Consider the following 24,934-nt stretch of genomic DNA (forward strand, 5'->3'; position numbering starts at 1 on the left):
AACTTAGCTATACTCGTTTCCTCTTTTTGATAGCTTTGTTTCGTAGATGTTTTTGCCTATTTATGGTGGCTGTGTGCCCGAATAATCACGAAACGGCGTTGCGTTTCGCATCATTTCGCTACATTAAAACCATTTGGTTTGGATTGAAAAACGGGCGCGATGAATCTGCCCCTACGCCTTACGGTATGTTCGCTGATATACATTTGCATACGATAAATGGTTTGTGCGGTGTATGCTGGATATATTGCTATATGTAAAAACCCCCTTTTTGCATTACAAAAAGGTGGTTTTTGAACGCCAAAAACCATACTTTTGCATTGCAAAAAGGGGGTTTTTAAAAAACAACAATATTGTTGTGTGTGTTGCCAGTGTGGTTATTCGTCTGGAATATATATAATTTCGCCATTCTCAAGCTGGTAGGCTGTGCCCACACGCTTACCTTTATTGCTCGATTTAGCGTCCTGATTTTTCGATGGAGTGTAGCGTTCTATCTGCTTTCCTTTCTTCGAAATAATCTCCATATTCTGCTTTCCCGGATTCTTTACCACGGTAAAGTTCTCCGTACTAAACATTTCTGTCATCTTATAGTGGGTAACAAGCGCCACCATAAGTGCCACCGCAAACACCATTGCAGCATCGAAGAGGTTGCTAACAACACTCATTGGGTCGTCGTCCTCGTCGTGTTCAAATTTAATTTGTCGTCTTCTCATAGTTGTTTGTCGCGGTTTTCGTCTAACATATCAGCAATATAGTTAAGCATTCCCATATCTCTGCGATACCAACGCTGCTTAACTGCCTTTACTACAAAGCCTATTCCGCCAGCAAACAAGCCTATTACGGTGGTTGCAAATGCCACTTGCATGTTGTAAGCCATAGATGCAATGTCGCCAGAAGATAAGCCAACGAGAGCCGGACCCATAGGAATGAGCGTGCCCATAAGTCCTAACATTGGTCCCATTTTAGTAAACATCTTTGGCGTTTCAAGCTCTCGCTCCACCATACACTCGTATTCGTCGAGCAAAAAGGTAACTTTTGCAGGACTGTTACGGTTTTCTAACATTTTAGAAATGCAGGTTACAACGGGCAATTTGCCTTTTGGTAGTCGTTCTGCAAGTGTAGAAAGGTTGTTGGCAGTGAGCTGTTTCACCTCTTTTTGTAGCATTATGCCACTCTTGCGCATAGTGAGATACTGACTGAAGAAGCCGCCCAAGAGCAACAACGACCGCAAAAAGAAGAAAATGAGAAGTAGGACTACGGGTACAAGAAGTCCTGAAGAAATCCAGTAGAGTATGTCTGTAATGTAGTTCATAATGTATTATTGTTTTATATTCTTATTTATTATGTGTTGCGCCTAAATGTTTTTTGTGCAACGTGTGTGTGTTATTCTAACTGTTTCATTTGTCGTTTGGTGTGCCAACGTTGCCACAACATTCCCACAATGCCAACCACAACAACCAAAGCAAGTGTACCTGCGAGGGCACCAAAGTTTGTGCTGTCGGTTCCCACAACGGCAGTTTTGCCATTCACTGTAGCCACTATGCCCACCAAAGCAATGAGCAAATTGCAGAGAAAAAGCAGTTCTAAGCGTAAGAAAGTTTCGGGAAGCAACCACTTTATGGTATATGTGAGCAGCAAAATAGCCCCACAGAACACACCGCCAAGCGTCCAAGCAATGAGCGAGAAGTCTTCGCCCGGAAACATAAATATGGTTTCAACAAGCAAAGCAAATAGAGTTGGCACAATCATAATGCCAGGAAAGAACCGTAAAAAGGCATATAGCCAGCGAGCTTTGCGCCCTACGTGTTCTCCAATTTTGATGTTTGCAGCCAGCAAGCAGAATGCCATAGACAAGAGAACGTCTATGTTTAGCACCACAGAAATATCGCGAACCAAGTTTGTATTTGCCAACCATGCAGCTATTTCTGTGGACGATTGCAAGATGGCAACGTGCCAAGCGAAGCCTGTAAACACCATTGCTGCCACCGCAGTAATACTAAGTTGCAAAGTATTTACGAAAGTTTGTTTCAGCAAAAAGCTGAAACAAACAAGCATAAATAGTATATATACTATGGTTTCCATTATTCATTTATTCTGCATTCGTATTACGACGGCGGCGCACAATGAATACTACTAAAGCTACAAAGAGCAACACTGCACCACCAATAACGAGGCCTTTGCTAAGCAGCGGAGAATGTTTTTCAACCTTTTGCGACATATCTTCGCGTTTCATAACAGTACCCTTGTTGGCATTTGCAGCCGAATTGCGCACCTGTTCTATCTGTTGTTGATAGTCTTTGCCCTGTTCTGGCGAAACTTTAGATGCTATAAACTTGCGTAGTTTGGCATTATCGGTAACGAAAGAAGAGCCCGATGGCTTGTATTTCTTAACCAATTCTACATGCAATTTGGCAATATCAGCCACCTGCTGAGGTGTTGCTTTCCACATTCCTTTACGTACAGTTTCAAGCATAACGGCTGTAATCTGTTGCAAAGCTGCTGGATTTTTCTGTTCAAAGAATGTTTTTGTGCCCAGTTTGTACTTGTCTTGCACGTACACACGGTATATATCGTCCCACAATTCTTTGTCTATCGCCTTCGGTTTCATAACATTCCAGCCGTAAGTATTCTCTACAATCTCTGCAAAACCACCAGCTGCGCTTGCTCCACCCTTCATTTTTTCCTTTATATATACAGGGTTTAGAATGGTGGTACGGCTCTCTACGCCTATGGCTTCCTTCACTTCTTGCATGCGAACGTTATGTGTATTGCGATAATCGCTTAGGTAAGCATCGGGGTCTTTGCCCGTTACTTGCCGTACAGCAAGGTTCAATCCACCCATAAACTCATATACATGGTCTAAGCTTAATGCCCCCCACGTGTTGCTTTGGCGTGGTTGCACCACCACATCGGTACGCGTTAGAGCAGCCTCGAAGGCATATTTGTTATACTGTTCCCAGTCTTTCTCGCTGCCATAGAAGGTTCCCATGTTGTTAATATAGGTGTTTGCGATGTCCTCTCGCTTCTCCCAGCGGTCGCCACTCATAACCATTGCTTGTATGCCAGTGCCATAATTGCCGTTCATTCCACCGAAAATGCGTTGCGAAGCTAGCTTTCGTGCCTCCTTAGGCGATACTCCTTTCTCTGTAAGATGGCGTTCTGCGGTTTTCACACCAATAGAAACTTCGTTCTCAAACACATCGTCTTTGGCGTTAGCAGCCATCTCCACCGCCTTATTAATTAGGAAAAGACGCGATGCAGCAAGGTCTCTGAGCTGTCCGGAGGTCTGTACTACAACGTCAATACGCTTTCGTCCCAACTCTTTAGATGGGATTAAGCGTAGGTCGCTTACCCTTCCGAACGAGTCGCGCACGGGTTCTACGCCCAGCATATATAGCACTTGAGCGATGGTAGCCCCTTCTGTTTCTATAAATTCGCCACTCCATAGCGTGTAACTAACCTTGTGTGGCATTGCACCATTGTGGCGTTGCTTATACAAATCGATGGTGTTTTGTGCCAATTGTTTACCTTTTTCCCATGCAGCTTCGCTTGGTGTAGACTCTGCATTTATGCCAAACAGGTTGCGTCCGGTAGGCAATGTGTTCGGATTAACTATAGGGTCGCCGCCAGGAGAGGGGGCAGTGTAGCCTCCATTCATAGCATTGATGATGCTTTCGAGCTCGTTTTGCGGACTAATAAGAAGGTATTGCTTATACTTTGCTATGTTTTTGAGCGTTCGTTCCAGTTCTCTTACCGCAAAAGCAAAGTCTTTTTCTTCTTTAGAATACGATTTTTTCTTGTCTTTCATCATAGCTGCCATGCCAGCCATACCCTTCTTAGGCATTCCTTGCATAGCCTTTCCGTCCATTGGTTTGCCCATTTGTGGCATTTGTTTGCCCTTTGTTGTGGGGTGTCCGCCCATATTTTCAGGTTTCTTTCCCATACCTTTTGGCATCTTTCCGGGGTGTCCCATTGGTGGCATACCTCCTTGTTTGGCGTGCATTGGTTTGCCTTTCGACATAGCTTTTGCCATTTCTGGTGGCATTTTGCCCATACCTTTAGCCATTCCCATACCCATTGGCATACCCTTTCCGCCTTTGTTTTTCTTGCTCATAGAGCCCATTCGCATCATCATACTCATCATATCCGATGGTGCATTAAGGTCATCGTATATCTTATGGGCACGCTTAATGTCGTCTGGAGATAGATGTCCTACTTTGCAAACAAAGGCATCTGACACTTCAGCCGAACTATTTATGAGCGACTGAACCAATGCTTTGGCAGGGTAAAGGTAGCGACTGTTGAACTCTGAACGGTGTTTTAGCAAGGCTTCGGTGGCTTTTTTGCGTACCTTATCGAGTGTAAACAGCGAGTAAGCTACGGGATCTGTGCACATTTCAAGTACACTACTGTTGATGCGTGCGGTCTCGTAAGGTACGCCTAAAGTATAAAGTTGTCCTGTAATCTTCTCGTTTGAGAGCTCTTCTGCAAAGTTATCGATGCGCGTTATCTCCTCTTCTGTGTACGGACGAGTAAGTATACTGTCTAAACCAAGGTCGCGATGGAAGCCCAAACGCACCACAATGGCTTTTATTGCAAGCGATGTTTGTTGCAATAAAGCCTTGTTTTTGCCAATGTTTTGGTTGTAAAGCTTTATTTTAGACGATAGTTCTGCGTATGCTCCGTGCATTCCGCTCTCCATAAAAGGTGGTGTAAGATACGACTGTAGTCCGGCATACGAACGGCGTTTGGCTATTAGTCCTTCGCCAACATTGCCGATAGTGTAAAGGTAGAAGTGTGGTAGTGTGCCCACTAAACGGTCTGGCCAGTCGAGATTACTTAGGGCAGACTGCTTCTTTGGAGTAAATTCGAGGCTGCCGTGTGTACCGAAATGAATGAGCACATCGGCTTTAAAGGCATATTGTGTCCACAAATACGAAGCAATATATGTATGTGGTGGAGCTGCGTTAGTGCCGTGAACAATTTGGAAAGCATTGGTTCCTGAGCCTGCAGCGTTCTGTGGAAGCAACACAATATTACCGAACTGAACACGTGCAACAGCTAGTTTTCCATCGGGAGTAGACATATATTCGCCTGGGAACTCGCCGTTTGCCTTCACCACTTCTTGGTATTTCTCTGGTCGGAGTGTCTTTTTCACCCAACTTTCGTATTGGTTTTTGGTTACAAGAGCTGGTTTTCCATTCTTCATAAAGTCGTCGAACGCTCCTTTAGCATATAGGTTGAACACTGCACCTTGCCTTTGTATGGCTTGCATTAAGCCCTCTGGCGAATCTGGTAAGCCCGCTACGTTGTAGCCTTCGTGCTTTAAACGCACCAGCAAATTGTAGAGCGAAGGTCCCACTTCCATACCTCCTGCGGTTAAAGCGTTCTGTCCTGGACCTTTATAATAGTATATGGCAACTCGCTTTTGGCTATTTGGCTTGTGCTTTAAAGCTATGTAGTTGTTTACAGTTTGCACGAAAGAGCCGAGCCGTTCGGGCATTGCTGCAACGTATTCAAGGTCGTCTTTGCCTACATAATGTGCGAAAAGGGCATACGGACGTATGGCTCCGTCAATCTCTGGAGTAACTATGCTCTGCGAAAGGAAGCCTCCGCTCATGCCCATCTTGTCGTTTTCCCACTTCTTTTCCTGCTGATTTACGTTTAGCGGAGCGAATAATGGAACATCAACATGCTTCAAATAGTCTACGAAAGCATCGCCTAAGCGTCCGTGCGCCATATTAATGATAGCTGAAACCTTAATGCTGTCGGCGTGATGTGCCTCTACAAACTGCTGAATAGAGTTCACTGGATACACCATATTGCCAGTTTTCTCTAACTCTGCTATTAGTTCTTTAGGCTCGCCCATACTTCCTGTTATGATGATAGCGGGTGCATTGGCTTTCCAAAGTCCTTTTTCTTTTAGGAATTTGTTATATTCTGCCAACGAATTAAACTGTTTGTCCTCGTCGTCGGGACGGTTTGGGTCGGCATGATATAGTAGTCCGAGCACACGTTCTACCACCTTTCCGGGTTCAGAAGCATAGATAATTTTTTTGTCTATGTACTTTCTTACATAGCTAAGAAGGTTGTGATAGTTTTCGCGACCGCCGTTGTCGATATACGCTTTCATACGATTGGCATTGGCAGTGTCTACCGAACAGAAATCGTTATCGGGATTTGTGATGAGCGTACTCACCACTGGCGTTCCGTTTTTCATAGCTTTTTCAAGCTCAGCACGTTGTTCTTCGGTTAGCCGTAAGCCCATTGCCTGCACAAAAACCATATCGTAGCCATCGGCTTTGGCTATGTCGTCAGCGTCAAGACTCTCTATTTTGATGAGCGGATTATCGTTTGCACGACCAATTTGCCCCAGTGTTATGGTTTGATAGTTTATGAATGCTATCCGAGTAGTGGACATCCACTTGTTCCAAACGCCGAAACCAATAAGCAGTAGCAGTGCTATAACGGCGCCGATTATTATTTTTTGTTTCTTCATTCTGTTCGTTTTTTATTTCTTTATGAATGGTTTAGCTGTTTAATATTGTTTGTTTACTGTGTGCAAAACTATCTTTGTTGCTATGGCTTTACAGTTCTAACACTATGGTGTAAGTATGTTATATCTATGGATATAACGCATTACATCTATGGATATAACGCATTATCACTATGGCGATAAAAGGTTGTCGCCATAGTGAAAGGGTGTTGTTGCTGTGTAAGCAATACATTATAGTTGTGTAGCACAGTATATATAATAATGTGAAAGATATTATTTCCCGAACAAGTCGGACAGGTTTATACCTACTGTAAGCACGTAGCTAATGCCGTTGAGTGGTAGTTGCACATCAGAGTCGGACGCTTTATCGTGATAATTAAATAGGTTGTCTATCATGAAACCAAGGTTTATGCCACGTGGAAGTTCAGACCGCAGGTTGAGCGAACATATTGTTCGTGGGTCGTAAACGTAGCGAACGTATGCCTTTGCGTCCGAATCGTAAGCGTAACGTGTTATTCGCGACATCCATTGGCTATTGAGTGCAATAGATTCGGTGGTTTTTCCGAACTTCCGTTTATAGGTTACGTTGAACTTAGCAGAGTGTGGACGTATCCACGAACGGTTGTATCCGTCTTTTACATTGTAGTCGTTTATATACGTATAAGCCCCCATAAAGCTCAAGCCACATAGCATTCTGTAATTAACAGTAGCCTCTATGCCTGTTGTTTTTACGTTATCGGAGTTGATATAATGCATATCGTAGTTTACACCGGGTGCCAAATACTCGTATGTTATTTTGTTTTTGAAACGGTTGTGGTATGCCGATAGCGACAGGTTAAGCCCGTTACGGTCGTATTCTACCGATGCAGAGAGTTGGCTTCCATACTCTGGCTTCAGGTCTTTATTACCATATATAGTAATCATACCTGCCATATTGAACTCCTGATACAGCTCTTTAAGGGTGGGAATGCGGTATCCTTGCGAATAGCCAGCACGAAATGTTAAGAACGAAAGTGGTCTGTAGAGAGCCGAAACCTTAGGTGTGATGTGGAAAGAATAGTTTGGACTTTTGTCGCCACGTAGTCCTACCACTATGTTTAGTGCATTATTGATTTTCCAATCCTCCTGAACGCAGAGCGAGAACTGTGTTCTGCTCACCATACCAGTATCTTTCATCATGTAATGGCGTAGACTTTCGTGTACGGCTTCCACTCCGGCGTTGAATGTATGCTGTCCGAATGTGCCCGTATAGTATAGGCGTGCGCTGTGGTTAATGTTGTTGTACACTTTTTCTACCAGCTTAACAAGGTTGTAATCGTCTTTTTTGGCGTAGTTATCGAAGGTGTACGAGAATGCGAAACCGTTGTTTTTATTCATTTGCCAGTTGCCTTTTGCACCTAAAACAAGGTCTTCGTAGCGTTGATGATAGCGGCGTCCTTGATAGGTTGGACGTATGTTTGCATAGAAAGAACCAAAGAGTTCGCCTGTAAACTGGTCGGTAAATCTATAGCTAAAGCGTTGTCCTACGTCCCAAATCTTATATCCGTACACGGGCAAATCGCGTGGTTCGCTTCTTTCTTCAATGGCTTTACCATCTGGTGCAATACGTTCTACGGTTTTTCCTTCCTTGTCTTTCACCCAATAAGTGCTACGATTGCGGAACCCGAACGATGTTTGCGAATTTAGTCGGCTACGGTTTATGCCCACTTGAACACCATAGTTCTGTCCGTTAACGCCTGCATAGCGCGAGCTTAGCTGTACATTTAGTGGGCGAGAACTCTTTTTTGTGATGATATTTATTACTCCGCCGATGGCACGACTATCGTAAAGGGTAGATGCTGCCCCCCTTACCACTTCTATTCGCTCTATGTTATCGACGTTGATACGGCTGAAATCGATGTTATGATCGGAGCCTTCGCCACTTATTCGTTCCCCATCTACCAAGAAAAGCACCGATTTGCTGTCCATTCCTTGATAGTTAATGCTTGTGGTTTGGCTCATACTGTTGTAGTAAAACTGTATACCCGGCAATGTATATTCCAAGAGAGTGTTTAGGTCTACTGGGTTTACTGTTTTTATTTCGTCCTGCGAAATGACACGTGTAATTACGGGAACGTCTTTCAAAGGTCGCTCGCTTCGCGAACCAGTAACCACTACTTCCTCTAAATTAGAGTTGGTTGGAATCATCTTTATTTTGAGTGTGGGGTGTCCAACTGCCGGAACTTGTATTGTGCGGGGGGCGTAACCCATACACGAAATGCGTACTGTGTAAACCTTATTGGCACCAAAAACAAGTGTAAATTCGCCTTTACTGTTGGTGCCTGCCACTATATTGGTGCCCTCAACCTTTAGCACTGCGCCTGCCAAAGGCTCGTCAGAGTCTACATCAACCACCGTTCCCGATAACTGATAACCTTTTTCTGGTGTAACGTTGTCGGCACAAATAGTAGCGAAGGTTGTTGTTAAGAGTGTGAGAATAAGTAATAGTTTCTTCATTTTACTGAAGCTTTGATGAATTTGTTTCTATGTAAATTTGGTATAAAGTGCACCTTATCGCTCTCCCGAAGGGGAACGACAGGCATGTGAACCTATATATAATAAGGTGTAGATTACAGCTAACCACGTTCCAAGCGATAAACATTGGCAATGCTTCTGCCACTATGTTTATCGCTCGTGCTATGGTTTAGCATAAAAGAGTTTGCCTCTGTTATGCTTTCTTTATAAACTTATAGTCGAAGCTTACAGCCTTTTTCTTGCCAGTAGCGTCTAAGTAATCTTTGAACAAAATAAGGGCTTCGTTACCATTTTTAAACTTAACGGCAAACACTTTGTCGCTAATTATCTTTGGTTTACCCATACCAGTGCTCTTCGCCCACTTAGCCATTTCTTTGTTTAACATAGTTTTTGACACTACCATAAGGCCGCCTGCTTTCATAGCACCCAACTCTACGAATATCTCGCTTGGTACATCTGCAACATAATCGCCTTGTGGAAGTGTTTTAATACTACTAATATTGGTTTGGTCGGTCATCAATACTGCACCGTCATTGGTACGAACATCGGTAATATGGAAGGCTAAATCCCACTTCTTTGGTAGGTCTTTCTCGCTACCTTTTGCAGGTTCTGTCTTCACCACTTCGTAGTCTGTCATTGTGTTGTATTTGCGATATTCGCGTGCACCAAGCTCTTCTTGTTGTTCGTATTTACCAGTTTCGAGGTCTACATAAACCCACGAATCGTAGCCAGGCATAAGTGTTTCGAAATGCTTAATCTGTGCTGTCTCTGGTGTAGGCTGCTCAGTTCCAGGTGTAGGCTGCTCAGTTCCGGGTGTAGGCTTAACTTTAGGCTCATCGTTATTATCTTTACTGCACGATGTAAACAGGGCGGCAGCAAAGCAAAGAGCCGCAAAAAACTTTGTCTTCATTGTTTTATTGTTGTTATTTTATGTTTATATTAAATTTGAATTTTATTGTTTTGCTTATCTAAGCAGTGCAAAGTTAGGAAGAAAGAATGCTTTACACAATACTTATTTTTCGTGATTTTATTTTTAAAGAAAATGCTCTTTTTACCTACTTTATAGTATTTTTTTTGTACGAAACGGTAAAAACCACAGAATCAATACTTAATAGTGATGATATAGTGTACCCATTTTTTATATTTCGTTTATTTGTTTTTGTTTTACCAAAGTGTGTTTTTTTTGTGTTCTGTATTGTTCTTTGCACAGAGCATAACAGTTGTAATATCAATTATTTTCGGTGTTGTGGTTTGCCAACAATACCACGTTTGTCCACGAAATATCCCACGAACATTCCGCAAAATGTCCACATTCAACCACGAAATACCCCACATTTCATTCCGCAAGGTGTAGGGACCGATTCATTGTGCCCGTATTTTCACATTATTAAATATGCATATTCGTTTCCTCGTACACGTATGTCCACATTATCAAATACGTATATTCATTCCACCACACACGTATGTTCGTTCCTCATTTTGCGGTTGTTTTCATATATGCGGGCGCGATAAATCGGACCCCTACGGCTGCTGACGGTCTGCCAAAATATTGCTAATGGGTTGTTATTTTGTGGTTGTTTATGTATCTGCAAACACCATAAAATTGTGCACCAACGTACACTTGTAACTCACTATGGCACAATAACATACACAGAATGCCTACTTTCGCATTGCAAAAACCATACTTTTGCAATGTAAAAACCCCCTTTTTGCACGCCAAAAACCATACTTTTGCACGGCAAAAAGGGGGTTTTTGTATAATGGTATAATATGCAAGAGTATGTGAAAGGCTTTTGTTTGGTGGTAGCTACATATATTTTGGAATAACAGCGGAGGTAGATTTCTGCTGTAACAGGTGTTTCTATATACATTGTTATATAGCTTCTAATAAACTTGTTTAGGCAATAAAAAAAAGCGTAACCCACCAAGTGGGGTTGCGCTTTTCTAAGTTTGGTACGGGCAATGCCTCTACACCGAAGCGTAGAAACAGCCTTTACAATACCGTTAGCACTATATGTGTATTGCTGTTAGGTGTACCATATTTCGCCACCTAATGGTTTCTTGTCAGTTGTTTCCACCTTTTTACCTTGGAGATTGTTCACGTTCTCCTTTTTGTTGTACACTTTTTTTTCGGTTGTACTATCGTTATACAACTCCGAATGATTTAAGCTCTTCATATAAACTCCTTTCTTTTGTGATACAGATGTTAAGTCGTTACAAATATAAACCATTTATTTGACAATGTCAAATGATAGAGAAAGAAATGTAATATATTTCATATTTTTTAAACAAAGCACTATACAAAATGTCGTTTTCCTTATAATTATTTTGTCATAATAGGAAAATAGAACAATAAAATAGCGTAGTCCGATTCTTCTTAATATATATACGAACTAGCGATAGGGTAGAGAACCTAAAGCGAAAAACCAAAAAAAATGATGTTTTCAGAAAACTTTTATTGTGTTTTTTCTTTTCTTTTCAAAAATAATATCTACCTTTGCAGCAAGTTACAAATAGACGTAATTAACCATAAAGCTTCGTATATAGTAGTCAATACCTGCTATGAAGCAACCGACAGGCAAATCTACAACGGACTGATAAAAGCCAATAGGGATTATGAAAATATACCTATGAGGTTTAGTTGTGCGTTCCACAATGTTGTGGAAATATAAGCACTATTATGTTGAAACAAATAAAACGCAGTGTTGTACAATCGGGAACGTTGTGGAATAAAGCGAAAAAAGCTGTACATTGGAACCGAGAACATTGCGCAACATAGAAAAAGAATGCTGTGCGGTAAACTAAAAAAACTTCGTGGTTCCAATACTTATGAAGTGCAGCACAGCTTCTTTTTTATGTATATATACCTTTTTTCTATGTATATATACCTTGAAAAAACATCGTCATTCAGATAATAATGCTAGTATCATGTGCCCTTATGATAATGTTTTGTAAGGCAAAACCCAAGAAAGCAATTAGCGGACCAGTATGGCAAAACGGTATGGTTGCAGTGGTAGCAATATACGGTATAGCATAGATGAGCAACACTTACTTTGACAATTACCAGGCAGAAATGCAGCAATTGTTAGGAGGAATAGTGCACGAATACCCCTGGTCTATAGCCATTGCCTTCTTTGCTGTGTCTGTTCTTATTAACTCTCAGGGCGCAGTAGTGGTTAGTATGTTGCCACTTGCCTATGCCTTAGGCATTCCGGGGTGGATTCTTCTTGGCGTAATGCCATCTACTTACGGCTACTTCTTTATACCTAATTATCCATCAGACATAGCTACTGTGAACTTCGATAGGTCGGGAACAACCGTCATTGGTAAGTATTTGCTGAACCATTCGTTTATGGCTCCAGGTATGATACACGTTATTATGGCAACCATTGCCGGACTTGGCATTAGCTACATTTACCATTTCTGGTTCGGATTGTACTAAAAAATACATCACTTTTACCACACCTTTCTAAGGTTTCTATACGCTAAACAAGCCATAGAAACCTTAGAAACAATACACCTTTGTGTACAGAACCCCACCCAACATCATTTTTTTTCGTTTATATAAAGAAACTTTACGCAAAAAATTTGTACTATAAAAATTTATTAGTAACTTTGTATCGAAAGCTCTATACCGTATATTCACAATGCTTGCATTACGAAAATGTGTGGTAAAGGAGCCAAAGATATTAATCACTAAGTATTAGGACATTAACCAAAAAATCCCTATGGATATCGCAAATAAACTAATAGCGTTTTACAATCATCTGAATGCGGCTGATGTAAACAGAACCATTTTTTCGGTAAAATTAGGCGAAAGAAATTCCGAATTTATAGAAAGGTTTAAAGAAAAGTATAGCAACCAATACGCATTTTATACGCTTACGCCTATTAATTACGAGGTTGCAATGAACGAACAGATACTAGAGTATGTTAAACGCGACCTACTTTTCCAACTCATTTTAGATGGTACGTTAAACACAAACATTAAAATTCCCGACCACATTCTATTGCAATGGTATTTCAACGAGAATACTATAGATGTTGTAAAAGACATTATGCGATTCGCACCATCTACATTAAGCAATGGCAATCAGCTGGGTATGCTCTTAAAAGGAACCATTACGCTGGCAGAAGGATATGCTCAACAGTGTAAGAAATTTAGGGGATTAAAAGAAAATATAGCAAGAGCAAAGTTTGAAAGAGCTGCAAAATCAATAGCAAAAATGTCTGCTGCAACCAATGAAATAGGCGAAATAGACCCCATGAGCTGGCTAATAACACATGCCATAATGGGTCTAAAAAAGACACCAGTGCTATTAATAGAAGACTTTGACCGTATAGACCCAGTGCAATTGTTTGGTATTTTCAATATATTTTCCACACGAACAGAAAAGAAAACCACAGCTAATGCAACAGAAAAACAGGGAGACGACAACGAAATAAATCCAATAAAAACACAAAATAAGTTTGGTTTTGCTAAGATAATATTTATGATGGATACAGTTGCAATAGGCACTATTTTCCGTAACTATTATGGCGAAGCCAACTACGAAAGCTATATAAAAGAGTTTGTTGCACGCACTACATTCTATCATTCAGTATCCGAACATGCAAAAAGCTCCCTACAATCGTATGTAAAAGAAGAGTGTAAAATAAACTTCGAAACCGTCTCTAAAGGATTAACGGCTATTGGAATAAGGCTGGATAGAAGCGATATTAAAGACATGATGAACGTGTTAGACAACTTCGAAGATGCATATATACGAGAAGAAGTGAGTGTTACGGACAACTTTCGCTTCCAGTCTGACACCCCATTAGTGAAGCTTTTGACATTGCTAAAAAGGATTGGCGTGAAAGAACACCAATTGTCTGACTTCTTTTCGGCTATTGAAGCAGAAGAGAACTTTATGGATCTTTTGGGCTGTTTTGCCGTAACAAAGGAATCTATACTACGGCATGGGAAAGTCTGCCACAGGGGTGTGCTATACCAAATGGTGGTAGACGAGGAAGAAGGAACGTATAAAACGTTCGACCGTGTTATGACTATTCCTAGTATGGTATCGGTAGATGACTATCGTTTTTTGGAGGTTGATATAGATAAAGTCATAAGGAAAGCATTAGAATACGTAAGGCGCATTTAACGCATAATGTATTTATCAGCGACCATTCCGCCAGGCGTAGGGGCTGATTCATCGTGCCCGTACCCACGAATCTTCCCGAAATAATGTTGCGTATTCGTAATATCTCAAACATCAGAACTGGTAAGGAGCATTCCTACTTATATACCATCGGTTTGTAAAAACCATACTTTTGCCTTACAAAAACCCCCTTTTTGCACTCCAAAAAAGGGGTTTTTGCATTGCAAAAAATGGGTTTTCGCAATAGCGTGGCTTATAGATAGTTACACGCCAGCCATATTTCTATAATTTGATATCGTTTCTTTCGAATTTGCAGAATAACCGCAAATTTTGAAGAAAATGTTTTGTTAGTTCTATAATTATGCCTATTTTTGCATAAATACTACAATGTTATGATTATAGAATTTAGCGTAAAGAACTATCGTTCCATAAGAGATTTGCAGACAATCAGCTTTAAAGCAACAGGCTTGAAAAGTCCTGCCGGCAGCGACATTGATGCAGATAATATTGTTAAAAGCAATGGCGTGTCGCTCTTAAAGACGGTTGGTCTGTACGGAGCGAACGCCAGTGGCAAGTCGAACATGCTGATGGCGTTAAGCTATTTTACGCAAGTAGTAGGCTCATTGGCGATAGATTCACGTGGAGTACGCCCACTTTACGACCCATTTCTCTTCGAAACGTCTAACGAAGGTTGCTTATTTCAGATTGTATTGTTATTGAATGGCAAGAAGTATCGCTATGGTTTTGTGGTGAATAAGTCTGATGATGCATCAGAAAATGTTGATTCTAACGGTGTTAAAATAGAGAGCGAGTGGCTCTATGGCAACGTAGACAAAAACATGAAACGCTTGTTTTTGCGTGTAGGCAACGAGGTGAAGGAGAACAATTTGCCCACTTCGGAAGGAATGATAATACCCACCAAGCTGCCCTATCCGCACACATTGTTCCTCGTTCACGCTGCTGCTTTCGATGCAAAGGGTATTCCAGAGCAAATAGTAAGCTATTTAAAACATCGTATAATCAACAATATTGTATATAAAGAAATGTTCAGAGGGGTTTCAATAAGTGCAATAAAAGAATCAACACCATTGTTTCTTTCCTTTTTGAAACGATTCGATATGAAATACGATGGCATTGAATTGATAGACGATGAGAGCTATCCTGATAATGATTATAGTAACTTTCCTTTGAATAAAGTGTTGTTGAAAAGAACTATTCACGATGGTAACAACAAGCCATTGTCAATGAATCTTGAGTACAGAGAGTCGTCCGGGAATAAGAAAATCTTCGATTTGGCAGGATTGCTTCTTGTGGCGTTCAATATGGGAAACACCCCATTTCTAATTGTTATCGACGAGATAGACAGTAATTTCCACCCTTCCTTGCTCATCAAATTGATAGAAATGTTCAACAATCCTAAGATAAATAAAAACAATTCGCAGCTGTTGTTCACCAGCCACGACACCAATTTGATGTCTCCTTCCATTATGCGTCGCGACCAATTCTACTTTGCCGAGAAGCAGGAAGATGAATCTACGCGACTCTATTCGTTAGCCGATTTGCGCGGAATACGCAACGATGCCGACTTCGCAAAGCAGTATCTTGCAGGTTATTATGGTGCTTTACCAGTGTTAAACGACTATACCGAGGTGGAGGAAAACGAGAAAGCGGGAAAACAAAAAGAGCGTAGAAGATACTATTGCATCAATTCAAAAGGTAGCTTTGAAGAGATAAAATAATGTATCTTGGTGCTGGGTGGTTGGTTCAACGGCTACCCACCTATACAAAATATAATGCTACAAAAATATGTAGTAACACAAATTAGGAGGAATTAATTATGAAATTATTAAATATCTTACTTTATCTTTTATTCTTCTATTCATGCAGCAATGCACAAAAATGGTATGACATAAAAGACAGCAACAACCATTCCTTTGTAGGAAATTGGGAGCAATTGACAATTACAGACAATGGAGACACCGTAATATACCATGCTTGTTTTGATGTAGCACACAAAATAAATGTCGATACAATAAAAAAAGAACTTTTTGTGCAGTACGATATGGAAGATGTACATTATCCCATAGACACAGTACATTTAGAAAAAGACGAGTTTATCATATCTTTTGTCAATAACATTTGCACACCATTCAGATGTAAGATAATAGATCAGAATAAAGCTTTATGGACATATAAGTATATGGAAGATGGCGAAGTGTATCATAATTACTTTACCAATGAGAAGAGATATTTCAAAGAAATAAAGGAAAAGTACGATAACCAAGAACCAGAAGAAAGCCCCACACCTATCGTAGCCGTCCAAAATCACAAATGGTTCGGTGAATATGAATACTTCATATCAGATACGACCGTTGTTCCTTCGCCTTTCATAGAGTACACATTGAGCATTGCGGCTGACCAATGTGTATTCAGCGGTAATGGGCAAATGACTGCCTTTGAAGTCCAATGCAGTGTAAAAACAGAAACGAAAGACAAACTCTCCCTTGATTTTGTCAAATCGCTGTCGGAAGATACACTGATGCCCAATATTGACAGAAACGTTTCACCCACAGTGAATTTATATTACAGGAAAGGAAAATACTATCTGGAAAGTCCGTTTATCAGCAATACTGACGGCAAAAAAAATGTAAAAATAGAATGTAGAAAAATAAAATAAATCCTTGGTTCTTTTAATGCTTGGCAAGGACAAAACCACATAATCTCATTGAGTATATTCCATTACAACAAGGGATAACATAAAAATACTTGTTTATAGGAAACGAGAAAACAGAAGACCGAGGGGGAAAAACTCAACTTTTCTATGCCGAAAGAAGAGTTCTTCGGGAATTTTACATTTGCTGGTAGACTCTACGGAAGAGAGAAAATGCTACCAACCTATACATCACTGCCCCAACATTTTTGCACAATACCTTCTGTTTGCACTCTTTTTTTTCGTACATTTGCACATTGAAACATATTGTTCCAACTGCTGAAACAAGCTTATGCGCATACGAAAATCAACGAAATGGCTGGCTGCCATAGTGTTAGCACCAATATTATTATTTATATTTTTGCTTGTTCTTCTTTACTTGCCACCTGTTCAAAACTGGATAGTAAAGAAGGTAGCAGACTATGCTTCACAGAAAACAGGACTAGAAATATCGGTTGGACACGTATCGCTTAGCTTCCCACTCGACCTAAAATTGGAACAAGTAATGGCATTGCGACCAAACGATAGTATACCACAAAGGCGCGATACAGTGGCAGATGTGAAAGAACTTGTGGCAGATGTGCAGCTTATTCCACTACTAAAAAAACAAGTAGAGATAGACCAACTCACCTTCAAAGGACTGAAAGCGAACACTATGAACTATATTGGCGACTTGCAGATACGGGGCAATTTGGAACGGTTGCAAGTGGTTTCGCATGGCATAGACCTTAACAATACTACGGCAATGCTAAACAATGCCGATGTGCAGGGGGGATTTCTCGACATAGCACTCAACGATACTACACCGAAAGACACTACAAAAAAGAAAACAGTTTGGAAGATAAACATCAATAAAATAAACCTTTATCGCACCAATTTCCGCCTACACATGCCTGGCGATACTATGGTTGTGGGTGCCAATTTCCAGAAAGCTACTGTGGAAAATGCACTCATAGACTTATATAATAAGGTGTATCGGGTGCGCCAAATAGCGTGGAGTGGTGGACAACTTACCTACGATAAGACTTTTGTTCCACACGTTTTGCATGGATTCGACCCCGCTCACATAGCGCTGAACAACCTAAATATAGGCATAGACTCACTCTCTTACGACTCCATTGCAACTTCTGCTAATGTTAGAACAGCCAATTTTACTGAACGAAGTGGGCTGGTTGTGAACGATTTACGCACACAGTTCCGACTCGATAAAGCCAATCTCTATTTGCAATCGCTCTATCTGCGTTTGCCCAAAACCGAACTAAAGGCTAACATAACAATGGCTTTGAATGCCTTTAGTGCATACAATCCCGGACAACTTGCCGTATCGTTGAATGGGTTTACCACCCTTAACGACTTGCAACCGCTACTATATGGCAGAGTTCCATCAAGGTTTCTACACTCCATTCCTGCCGAACGCATAAACATAACCGGGTTTTTGCGAGGCAATACCCACCTTTTTACTCTGCAAAAACTATGTTTTCGCATGCCAAAACACATGGTTTTGAATGTGGACGGACGGATATCAGGATTGCAAAACCCAGAAAACCTATCGGCAAACCTTGCTTTACGTGGCAGCTTACAAGATGTTCGCTTTGTAAAACAGCTGTTACCAAAGAGTGTAAATAGCACCATTAAGATACCAACAGGTATAGATTTCAATGCAAAAGTAAAGGCACAAGGACCACAATATGCTGCAAATATGTTGCTATACGAGGGTGGTGGGAACGCTACAGTGCGGGCTAGCCTAAACAAAACCACTGAAACCTACAACGTAACAGTGCGTGCAACCAATTTGCAAATACAACATTTCGTTGCAAAAACCGGGCTACACCCCTTCACTGGTATGATTTCGGTATATGGTAGAGGCTTTAATGTGCTCAGTCCAAAGGCATCTTTGCGACTGAAAGCCAATATAGAGCAGTTTCGTTTCGGCTCTTACGTGCTCAATGGCATAAACACCGACATTGCAAAACATGGCGAAACAACCAGTGCACGCATTGTTAGCACAAACCGAATGTTAGGAGGCGACTTTGCATATCGGGGCAAACTGTCGGCTAAAAACATAGATGGACATCTGCGAGGGTGGTTGCGTCGTGTCGATTTAAACCAACTTGGTGTAATGAAAAAGCCCTACGTGGTGTCTGCTTGGGTAGATATAGATGTACGTTCTAACCTAAAAAACCATCACTATGTTAGCGGACCACTGCGCCATTTGATGGTAATTGGCGAATATAAACACGGAAAACAACAGCTAGCAGCTGGCAATTTAAACATTACAGCAAGTGTAAATGGTGCCAAAACTGCCGCTCACGTGAATGGAAAGTTAGACTATGCCAACCTAAAAGGTTTAGAACTAATAAACAAACCCTACCTTCTGTCTACCGAAGCCAATATTGCTTTCCACTCCGAACGCCCCAAACACTACACTGTGGAAGGCTATTTAGGCAATTTAAAGATAGACGAACATAGAGAAGGAAATACTGTTTCGCTCTTCAATGGCGACTTAAACATTCACACAACAATGGCAGGCAACTTGGTAAATGGGGGTGCTAACGGTGTGATACGCCACGCCGACCTCTATCAAATGGGGTTTGTAGACAAGCCTTTCGTGTCTAATTGTGCACTAAACATAGATTTTAGCACCGACATGGCAGCCAAATTAATGGTGAAAGGTATGCTTGGTAACCTGAAAGTACAGGCAGACCACAAGCAATTTGTACCCGGCGATGTTACCATAGACGTGCTAAGTAGAGCCGATACTACCCATGCCGTGATTGAAGGAGGCGATTTTGCACTGAACACCGACTGGCATGGAAGCTATAAACACGTGCTAACAGCAGGCGAAAAAATAGCAACCAACTTGCAAAAGCAAGTGAAAAACAAACGAATAGACCAAACTTCGTTGCAAAAACTACTCCCCATAGGACAATTTAAACTAGTTAGTGGCGAAGGAAATCTGTTTAGTAAGTTGCTCGAACAGCAAGGTTATGTGTTTAAAACAGCCAATATTAACCTAACATCATCGCCTCTAAAGGGACTCAACGGCAACATTGTTGTAGACTCGTTAGTATACAACGATGTGAAAGCCGACTCGTTAATAGTAGACCTAACTACCAACGATACAGGATTAAACTACGACTTACAAGTGCTAAACAATGCCCAAAACAGCTATCCATACCAAGGTTTTGTGCACGGTTCGCTATTCGATCGTGGACTCAATACCTCTCTTTTGATAACCGATATGGACAATAAAACAGCTCTTGCACTATCTGCACAGGCAGCAATGCAAGGGCAAGGCATAAGCATTTCGCTTACTTCTGCACAGGCAATATTGGGCTACAAGACTTTCAATGTAGAGCCTAACAACTACCTATATATAGGCAGAAACAAACGACTAAAGGCAGAAATGCAATTGCTTGCTACCGATGAAGCAGGTTTACACCTATACAGCGACGACACCGATTCTACCTCGTTGCAAAACTTCACCCTATCTATCAACAAGTTCGAACTTAGTCAGCTTATGAAAGTTCTACCATTTGCACCACGCATTTCGGGCGAACTTAATGGCGACTATCACGTTATTCAAACTGCATCTAGCCTAACTGTGTCGAGCGATATGGGTATTAAAAACATGGTATACGAGCAAAACAGCATGGGCGATGTAGGGGCAGAGTTTGTTTATATGCCTAAAGACGATGGCACACACTATGTAGATGGTATGCTAACAAAGGACGATAAAGAGATAGGAAGGCTCACTGGTGTGTACGATAGTAAGGGTAAAGGCAGCTTAGATGCTGAGTTTACACTCGAAAAATTCCCCCTTAGTTACATCAACGGCTTTATTCCCGACCGCATAATAGGCCTACACGGAACAGGCGAAGGTACACTCTCTATGCAAGGACCACTAAAAAATATGGATATAAATGGAGAGATTTATCTCGACTCTTCCTACGTCTTCAGCGAACCATACGGGGTAAAACTCAACTTCGCAAACGACCCAGTGCTCATCAATCATAGTCGTGTGAAGTTCGAAAACTTTGAGGTTCTCGCTTCCAATAAGGCTCCGCTCGACATCTCCGGCTACTTAGATTTCTCTAATTTCGACCGAATGAACACCGATTTACGTATGCGAACACGAAACTTCCAGGTAATTGATGCAAAGGAAAATGCACGTTCTGAAGTATTCGGAAAGGCTTTTGTAAACTTCGATGGAGAGCTGCAAGGACCATTATCGTCGCTCCAATTGGCTGGAAAAGTAGACATTTTAGACAACACCGACCTTACTTACATAATGCGCGATGCACAGCTTGCCAACGATAACGAGCTGGAAAACCTTGTTACTTTCACCAATCTTAACGACTCAACAAAGGACGTTGTGAAGCGACCAGATATAGAAGGACTAAGCATGAAACTAAGTGTCGAGGTGGATAACGAGGCTCATTTGGTGTGCGCACTCAACCCAGAGCGGTCTAACTATATAGATATTGTGGGCGGAGGAACCCTAAATATGGAGTACGATGCTACTAACGGAACACGCTTAAGAGGGCGTTACACCATTAGCGATGGTAAAATGAAGTATTCATTACCCATTATTCCATTGCACACTTTCAATATAAAAGAAGGTAGCTATGTAGAGTTTATGGGCGACCCAACCACACCATTGCTTAGCATTACAGCCACCGAAAATGTGCGTACCAACGTTTCTGATGGATCAAGCAACGGACGAATGGTAGACTTTGAGGCGGGTGTCCGACTATCGAAACGCTTCCCTAACCCCGGCGTAGAGTTCATTATACAAGCGCCAGAAGACCAAGAAATGCAAGGAAAACTAAGTTCTAAGGGTGCAGAAGAACGTTCTAAACTTGCCGTTACTATGCTTGCATCGGGCATGTACTTTGATGGAAGCACAGGCACAACCGCCAATTCGGCTATGAATAATGCTCTAATGGGATTCCTTCAGAACCAAGTAAACGCCATAACAGGGCGTGCTTTGAATTCTATGGGGGTAGACATTACAGCCAATATGGAGAGTGCTGCCGATGCATCGGGTAGTCTTCACACCGACTATACCTTCCGTTTTTCTAAACGTTTGTGGGACAATAGGCTCCGAATAATTATGGGCGGACGTGTCTCAACAGGCTCTCAAGTGTCCGAACAGAACGGTGCTTTCTTCGATAACTTCTCGTTAGAGTATCGCTTAAACCGACAAGAAACGCAGTATTTAAAGCTCTATTACGAGCGAGAAGCATACGATTGGCTCGAAGGAAACCAAGGAGAGTTTGGAATAGGCTTTATGTGGCGACGCAAATTGCAGCATTTTAAAGACATATTTCGCTTTAAAAGCAAGAAAGAACAGGCTCCAAAGCGCGACAGTTTAATAAATTTCGTAAATGAAAAGAAACAATAAACACAACCATAGCCACTTTATAGCAGCACGTGGCAGTTTGTTTTGCATAGCAATAGTTGTTTTGTTTGTGCTCACAGCTATGCTTTCGGCATGCAGCACAACCAGTGCTTTGCCAGAAGGTGAGCAACTTTACACGGGCATGACCCCCACCGAATACACCAACTACACCAAAAACGCCCACTTCAATTCTGTGCAAGAAGAACTCGATATTGTGTTAGCCACAAAGCCAAATGCATCGCTTTTCGGCAGTCCGTCGCTGAAGTCGCCCTTCCCCGTGGGCTTATGGATATGGAATGCCTTCTCTCCCGATACCACAAAGTTTGGTAGATGGATAACAAGAGTGTTCGGTTCGCGACCCATTACCTTATCGAACGTGTCTCCCGACCTACATGCTACGGTTGGAAAAAACCTGCTAAATAAGCGTGGATACTTCAATAATAAGATTACACACGAGCTTGTTCCGCAATCAAATAAGAAGAAAATAAAACTGAAATACACCGTAAATATGGGACATTTGTGGACCATCGACAGTCTGCAATATGTAGATTTCCCACCCGATGCCGACAGTTTGATACAGGCTTCACGCCCTAATGCCATTATAAAAAATGGCGATGCTTTCGACGTTGCCACACTTGAACAAGAGCGACAACGCCTTACGAGCCTGTTTCGCAATAATGGTTACTACTATTATAAGAACAATGACGCTAGCTATTTGGCAGATACCACCATCGTTCGAGGTAAAGTTATAACACGTTTGCAGCTTGCCGACTCCATAAATCCCATAGATTTGAAACAGTGGCGCATAGGAAAAATAACGGTAAATCTGCAAAAAAACTTTATGGAAGAACTGCGCCAACATCGCAAAAAACAAGGGTTCGACCTTAATTTCAACGGTAGACACTCGCCATTAAGGAGCAGAGTAATTGCCAACGACCTACAATTTCGCCCCGGCGACCTATACCAACAAAGCAAACACACAGAGACTATGGAACGCCTAAACGCCACCAGACTGTTTACGGCGTCTAACATTTCGTTCAAACCAAGCAACTCTACAGACACCTGTAGCACGCTTAATGTAACGTTAGACTTCATGTTCGACCGACCATACGACTTCTATGTGGAGGCTTACGGACGGGGAAAAACAACAGGAAAATATGGACCCGAATTGGTGGTAGGTGTAACTAAGCGTAACGCTTTCCGTGGTGCCGAACTGCTAAATGTGCGTTTGCACGGTGCATACGAGTGGGCAACAAAACGCAGCAACGATGCTGGCACCACCGGACGCATTAACGATTACCAGTACGGAGCAGAGGTAAGCCTACAGTTTCCTCGTTTTCTTAATCCGTTTAAAACACCTCCTCGCATACTTCGCGAACGTTTGCGAAAACGCGAAGCTGCCGCTATTGCAGCTGGAAAACCTCTCACGCTGAAGCCACAACGCACCTATTTCGAATCGCCAATGACCACTTTGAGTGCTTCAACCAACGTTATTAAACGTGCACTCTACTTTAAACGCCACGTGGTAGCAGGCGAACTCACTTACAGTTGGGCACCCAGCGAACGCCATTCGTTCATTTTTAAACCCCTATCGCTTACATACGAGTATATGAGAAGCGTAACCGACCGCTTTAAAGCACTCACCGATAGTGTGCCATATTTAGAAGTTTCTATGGCAGATCAGTTCATTCCGAAAGCCTTATTCCAGTATACGTACCAGAGTCCGAGTGGATATGCCAATCCAATACGCTGGTGGTCTACAGTCAGCGAAGCCTCTAACGTAATCGCTTTAGGCTATTTGGCAAGCGGAGAGAAGTGGAATAAGCGTGAAAAAACCATGTTTAAAAATCCGTTTGCCCAGTTTGTAAAAATCGAAACTAACTTTACTAAACTGTGGGCGCTATCTGGCAAGTCGTCTATAGCCGCCCATGCAAACGCAGGGGTGGTGTGGGCGTATGGCAACAGCAGGTTTGCTCCCTATTCAGAACAGTTCTTTGTGGGTGGCGCAAACAGCATTCGTGCCTTCAATGTGCGCGAAATTGGTCCGGGAACTTACCGTTCTGCATCGCTCGTACGGTCGTATGTAGAGCAAACTGGCGAGGTAAAGGTACAAGCAAATGTGGAATATCGTCCGCATTTGGTAGGAAATTTGTATGGTGCACTATTCCTCGATGCTGGCAATGTGTGGACTTTGCACAGCGATGCCAGCAGACCGGGTTCGCAATTCCACTTTAACAACTTCTTTAAAGAGCTGGCTTTCGGCACAGGCGTAGGTCTTCGGTACGACATAGGCTTCTTTATGCTTCGTGTAGATTGGGGCATTGGTCTGCACGTTCCTTACGAAACCGGGTTGAATAGGCTCTATAATATTCGCCATTTTGGCGATGCGCAAGCCCTACATCTTGCCATTGGAATGCCTTTCTAATGCTTATAGAAGGCATAAAAACTTAGGAAATGTTTCCTCCATTTGCCACAAACATATTGCAATAATATTGCTAACTGTATATGCGGAGGCACTATAAATATCGCCCTACGGCTGCTTTTGGACCGCCATTTCGTTGTAAACGAATTGGAAAAATGTTGCTTATGATTTGCCGTTCCGTTACGAACGGTTAGCCAAAATGCAACGAATGCGCCGAGAAATATCTACATCTATTTCGTGAAGTATTCAC

12 protein-coding genes and 1 pseudogene are annotated in these 24,934 nt (G+C 41.9%); 6 read left to right on the plus strand and 7 right to left on the minus strand.

Translation table 11 applies throughout. The features are described from left to right. Positions 1-374: 374 nt before the first annotated feature. From DX009_RS11140 to DX009_RS13425, 7 genes are all read right to left on the minus strand, one after another. Positions 375-710 (minus strand): DUF2149 domain-containing protein, encoded by a 336-nt coding sequence (locus DX009_RS11140; protein ID WP_006045846.1) that lies wholly within the window; start codon positions 708-710, stop codon positions 375-377. Next, a complete protein-coding gene (locus DX009_RS11145; RefSeq protein ID WP_006045847.1) occupies positions 707-1,309 on the minus strand; it encodes a MotA/TolQ/ExbB proton channel family protein in 603 nt (200 codons plus the stop codon). The genes DX009_RS11140 and DX009_RS11145 overlap by 4 nt, the downstream gene beginning before the upstream one ends. Positions 1,310-1,380: 71 nt before the next feature. Beyond that, positions 1,381-2,079 (minus strand): hypothetical protein, encoded by a 699-nt coding sequence (locus DX009_RS11150; protein WP_115084132.1) that lies wholly within the window; start codon positions 2,077-2,079, stop codon positions 1,381-1,383. 7 nt (positions 2,080-2,086) lie between these two features. Continuing rightward, on the minus strand, positions 2,087-6,496 hold the full coding sequence (locus DX009_RS11155) for a cobaltochelatase subunit CobN (RefSeq protein WP_115084133.1): 4,410 nt from the start codon (positions 6,494-6,496) through the stop codon (positions 2,087-2,089). Positions 6,497-6,766: 270 nt separating this feature from the next. Continuing rightward, positions 6,767-8,989, minus strand: a complete 2,223-nt coding sequence (locus DX009_RS11160; RefSeq protein ID WP_115084134.1) for a TonB-dependent receptor — start codon at positions 8,987-8,989, stop codon at positions 6,767-6,769. A gap of 211 nt (positions 8,990-9,200) precedes the next feature. Continuing rightward, a complete protein-coding gene (locus tag DX009_RS11165) occupies positions 9,201-9,917 on the minus strand; it encodes an HmuY family protein (RefSeq protein ID WP_115084135.1) in 717 nt (238 codons plus the stop codon). Between the two features lie 1,117 nt (positions 9,918-11,034). Next, a complete protein-coding gene (locus DX009_RS13425) occupies positions 11,035-11,184 on the minus strand; it encodes a hypothetical protein (RefSeq protein ID WP_181792364.1) in 150 nt (49 codons plus the stop codon). A 728-nt stretch (positions 11,185-11,912) separates the two neighbouring features. Here DX009_RS13425 and DX009_RS11175 point away from each other — a divergent pair. The 6 genes and pseudogenes from DX009_RS11175 to tamL all read left to right on the plus strand — a co-directional run bounded on the left by DX009_RS11175 (position 11,913) and on the right by tamL (position 24,687). Further along, positions 11,913-12,449 (plus strand): annotated as a pseudogene (locus DX009_RS11175) (anaerobic C4-dicarboxylate transporter family protein). A gap of 286 nt (positions 12,450-12,735) precedes the next feature. Continuing rightward, positions 12,736-14,151 (plus strand): hypothetical protein, encoded by a 1,416-nt coding sequence (locus tag DX009_RS11180; protein ID WP_115084137.1) that lies wholly within the window; start codon positions 12,736-12,738, stop codon positions 14,149-14,151. 389 nt (positions 14,152-14,540) lie between these two features. Continuing rightward, positions 14,541-15,887: an AAA family ATPase gene (locus DX009_RS11190; protein ID WP_115084138.1), complete on the plus strand. Its 1,347-nt coding sequence runs from the start codon at positions 14,541-14,543 to the stop codon at positions 15,885-15,887. A gap of 98 nt (positions 15,888-15,985) precedes the next feature. Continuing rightward, positions 15,986-16,825 (plus strand): DUF5991 domain-containing protein, encoded by an 840-nt coding sequence (locus tag DX009_RS11195; protein ID WP_115084139.1) that lies wholly within the window; start codon positions 15,986-15,988, stop codon positions 16,823-16,825. A 325-nt stretch (positions 16,826-17,150) separates the two neighbouring features. Next, positions 17,151-22,265, plus strand: a complete 5,115-nt coding sequence (locus tag DX009_RS11200) for a translocation/assembly module TamB domain-containing protein (RefSeq protein WP_115084140.1) — start codon at positions 17,151-17,153, stop codon at positions 22,263-22,265. Further along, the gene (gene tamL / locus DX009_RS11205) at positions 22,249-24,687 is read left to right on the plus strand and encodes a translocation and assembly module lipoprotein TamL (protein WP_115084141.1); all 2,439 of its coding nucleotides are present in this window, start codon (positions 22,249-22,251) and stop codon (positions 24,685-24,687) included. Before DX009_RS11200 ends, tamL begins: the two co-directional genes overlap by 17 nt. Positions 24,688-24,934: the final 247 nt, after the last annotated feature.

It is taken from the genome of Prevotella pallens, assembly GCF_900454935.1.
GTDB lineage: Bacteria > Bacteroidota > Bacteroidia > Bacteroidales > Bacteroidaceae > Prevotella > Prevotella pallens.

What these genes read in the sequence shown, in the direction of transcription:
- DX009_RS11140 (WP_006045846.1), bottom strand. Translation starts at nt 710, where the DNA reads ATGAGAAGACGACAAATTAAATTTGAACACGACGAGGACGACGACCCA.
- DX009_RS11145 (WP_006045847.1), bottom strand. Translation starts at nt 1,309, where the DNA reads ATGAACTACATTACAGACATACTCTACTGGATTTCTTCAGGACTTCTT.
- DX009_RS11150 (WP_115084132.1), bottom strand. Translation starts at nt 2,079, where the DNA reads ATGGAAACCATAGTATATATACTATTTATGCTTGTTTGTTTCAGCTTT.
- DX009_RS11155 (WP_115084133.1), bottom strand. Translation starts at nt 6,496, where the DNA reads ATGAAGAAACAAAAAATAATAATCGGCGCCGTTATAGCACTGCTACTG.
- DX009_RS11160 (WP_115084134.1), bottom strand. Translation starts at nt 8,989, where the DNA reads ATGAAGAAACTATTACTTATTCTCACACTCTTAACAACAACCTTCGCT.
- DX009_RS11165 (WP_115084135.1), bottom strand. Translation starts at nt 9,917, where the DNA reads ATGAAGACAAAGTTTTTTGCGGCTCTTTGCTTTGCTGCCGCCCTGTTT.
- DX009_RS13425 (WP_181792364.1), bottom strand. Translation starts at nt 11,184, where the DNA reads ATGAAGAGCTTAAATCATTCGGAGTTGTATAACGATAGTACAACCGAA.
- DX009_RS11180 (WP_115084137.1), top strand. Translation starts at nt 12,736, where the DNA reads ATGGATATCGCAAATAAACTAATAGCGTTTTACAATCATCTGAATGCG.
- DX009_RS11190 (WP_115084138.1), top strand. Translation starts at nt 14,541, where the DNA reads ATGATTATAGAATTTAGCGTAAAGAACTATCGTTCCATAAGAGATTTG.
- DX009_RS11195 (WP_115084139.1), top strand. Translation starts at nt 15,986, where the DNA reads ATGAAATTATTAAATATCTTACTTTATCTTTTATTCTTCTATTCATGC.
- DX009_RS11200 (WP_115084140.1), top strand. Translation starts at nt 17,151, where the DNA reads ATGCGCATACGAAAATCAACGAAATGGCTGGCTGCCATAGTGTTAGCA.
- tamL (WP_115084141.1), top strand. Translation starts at nt 22,249, where the DNA reads ATGAAAAGAAACAATAAACACAACCATAGCCACTTTATAGCAGCACGT.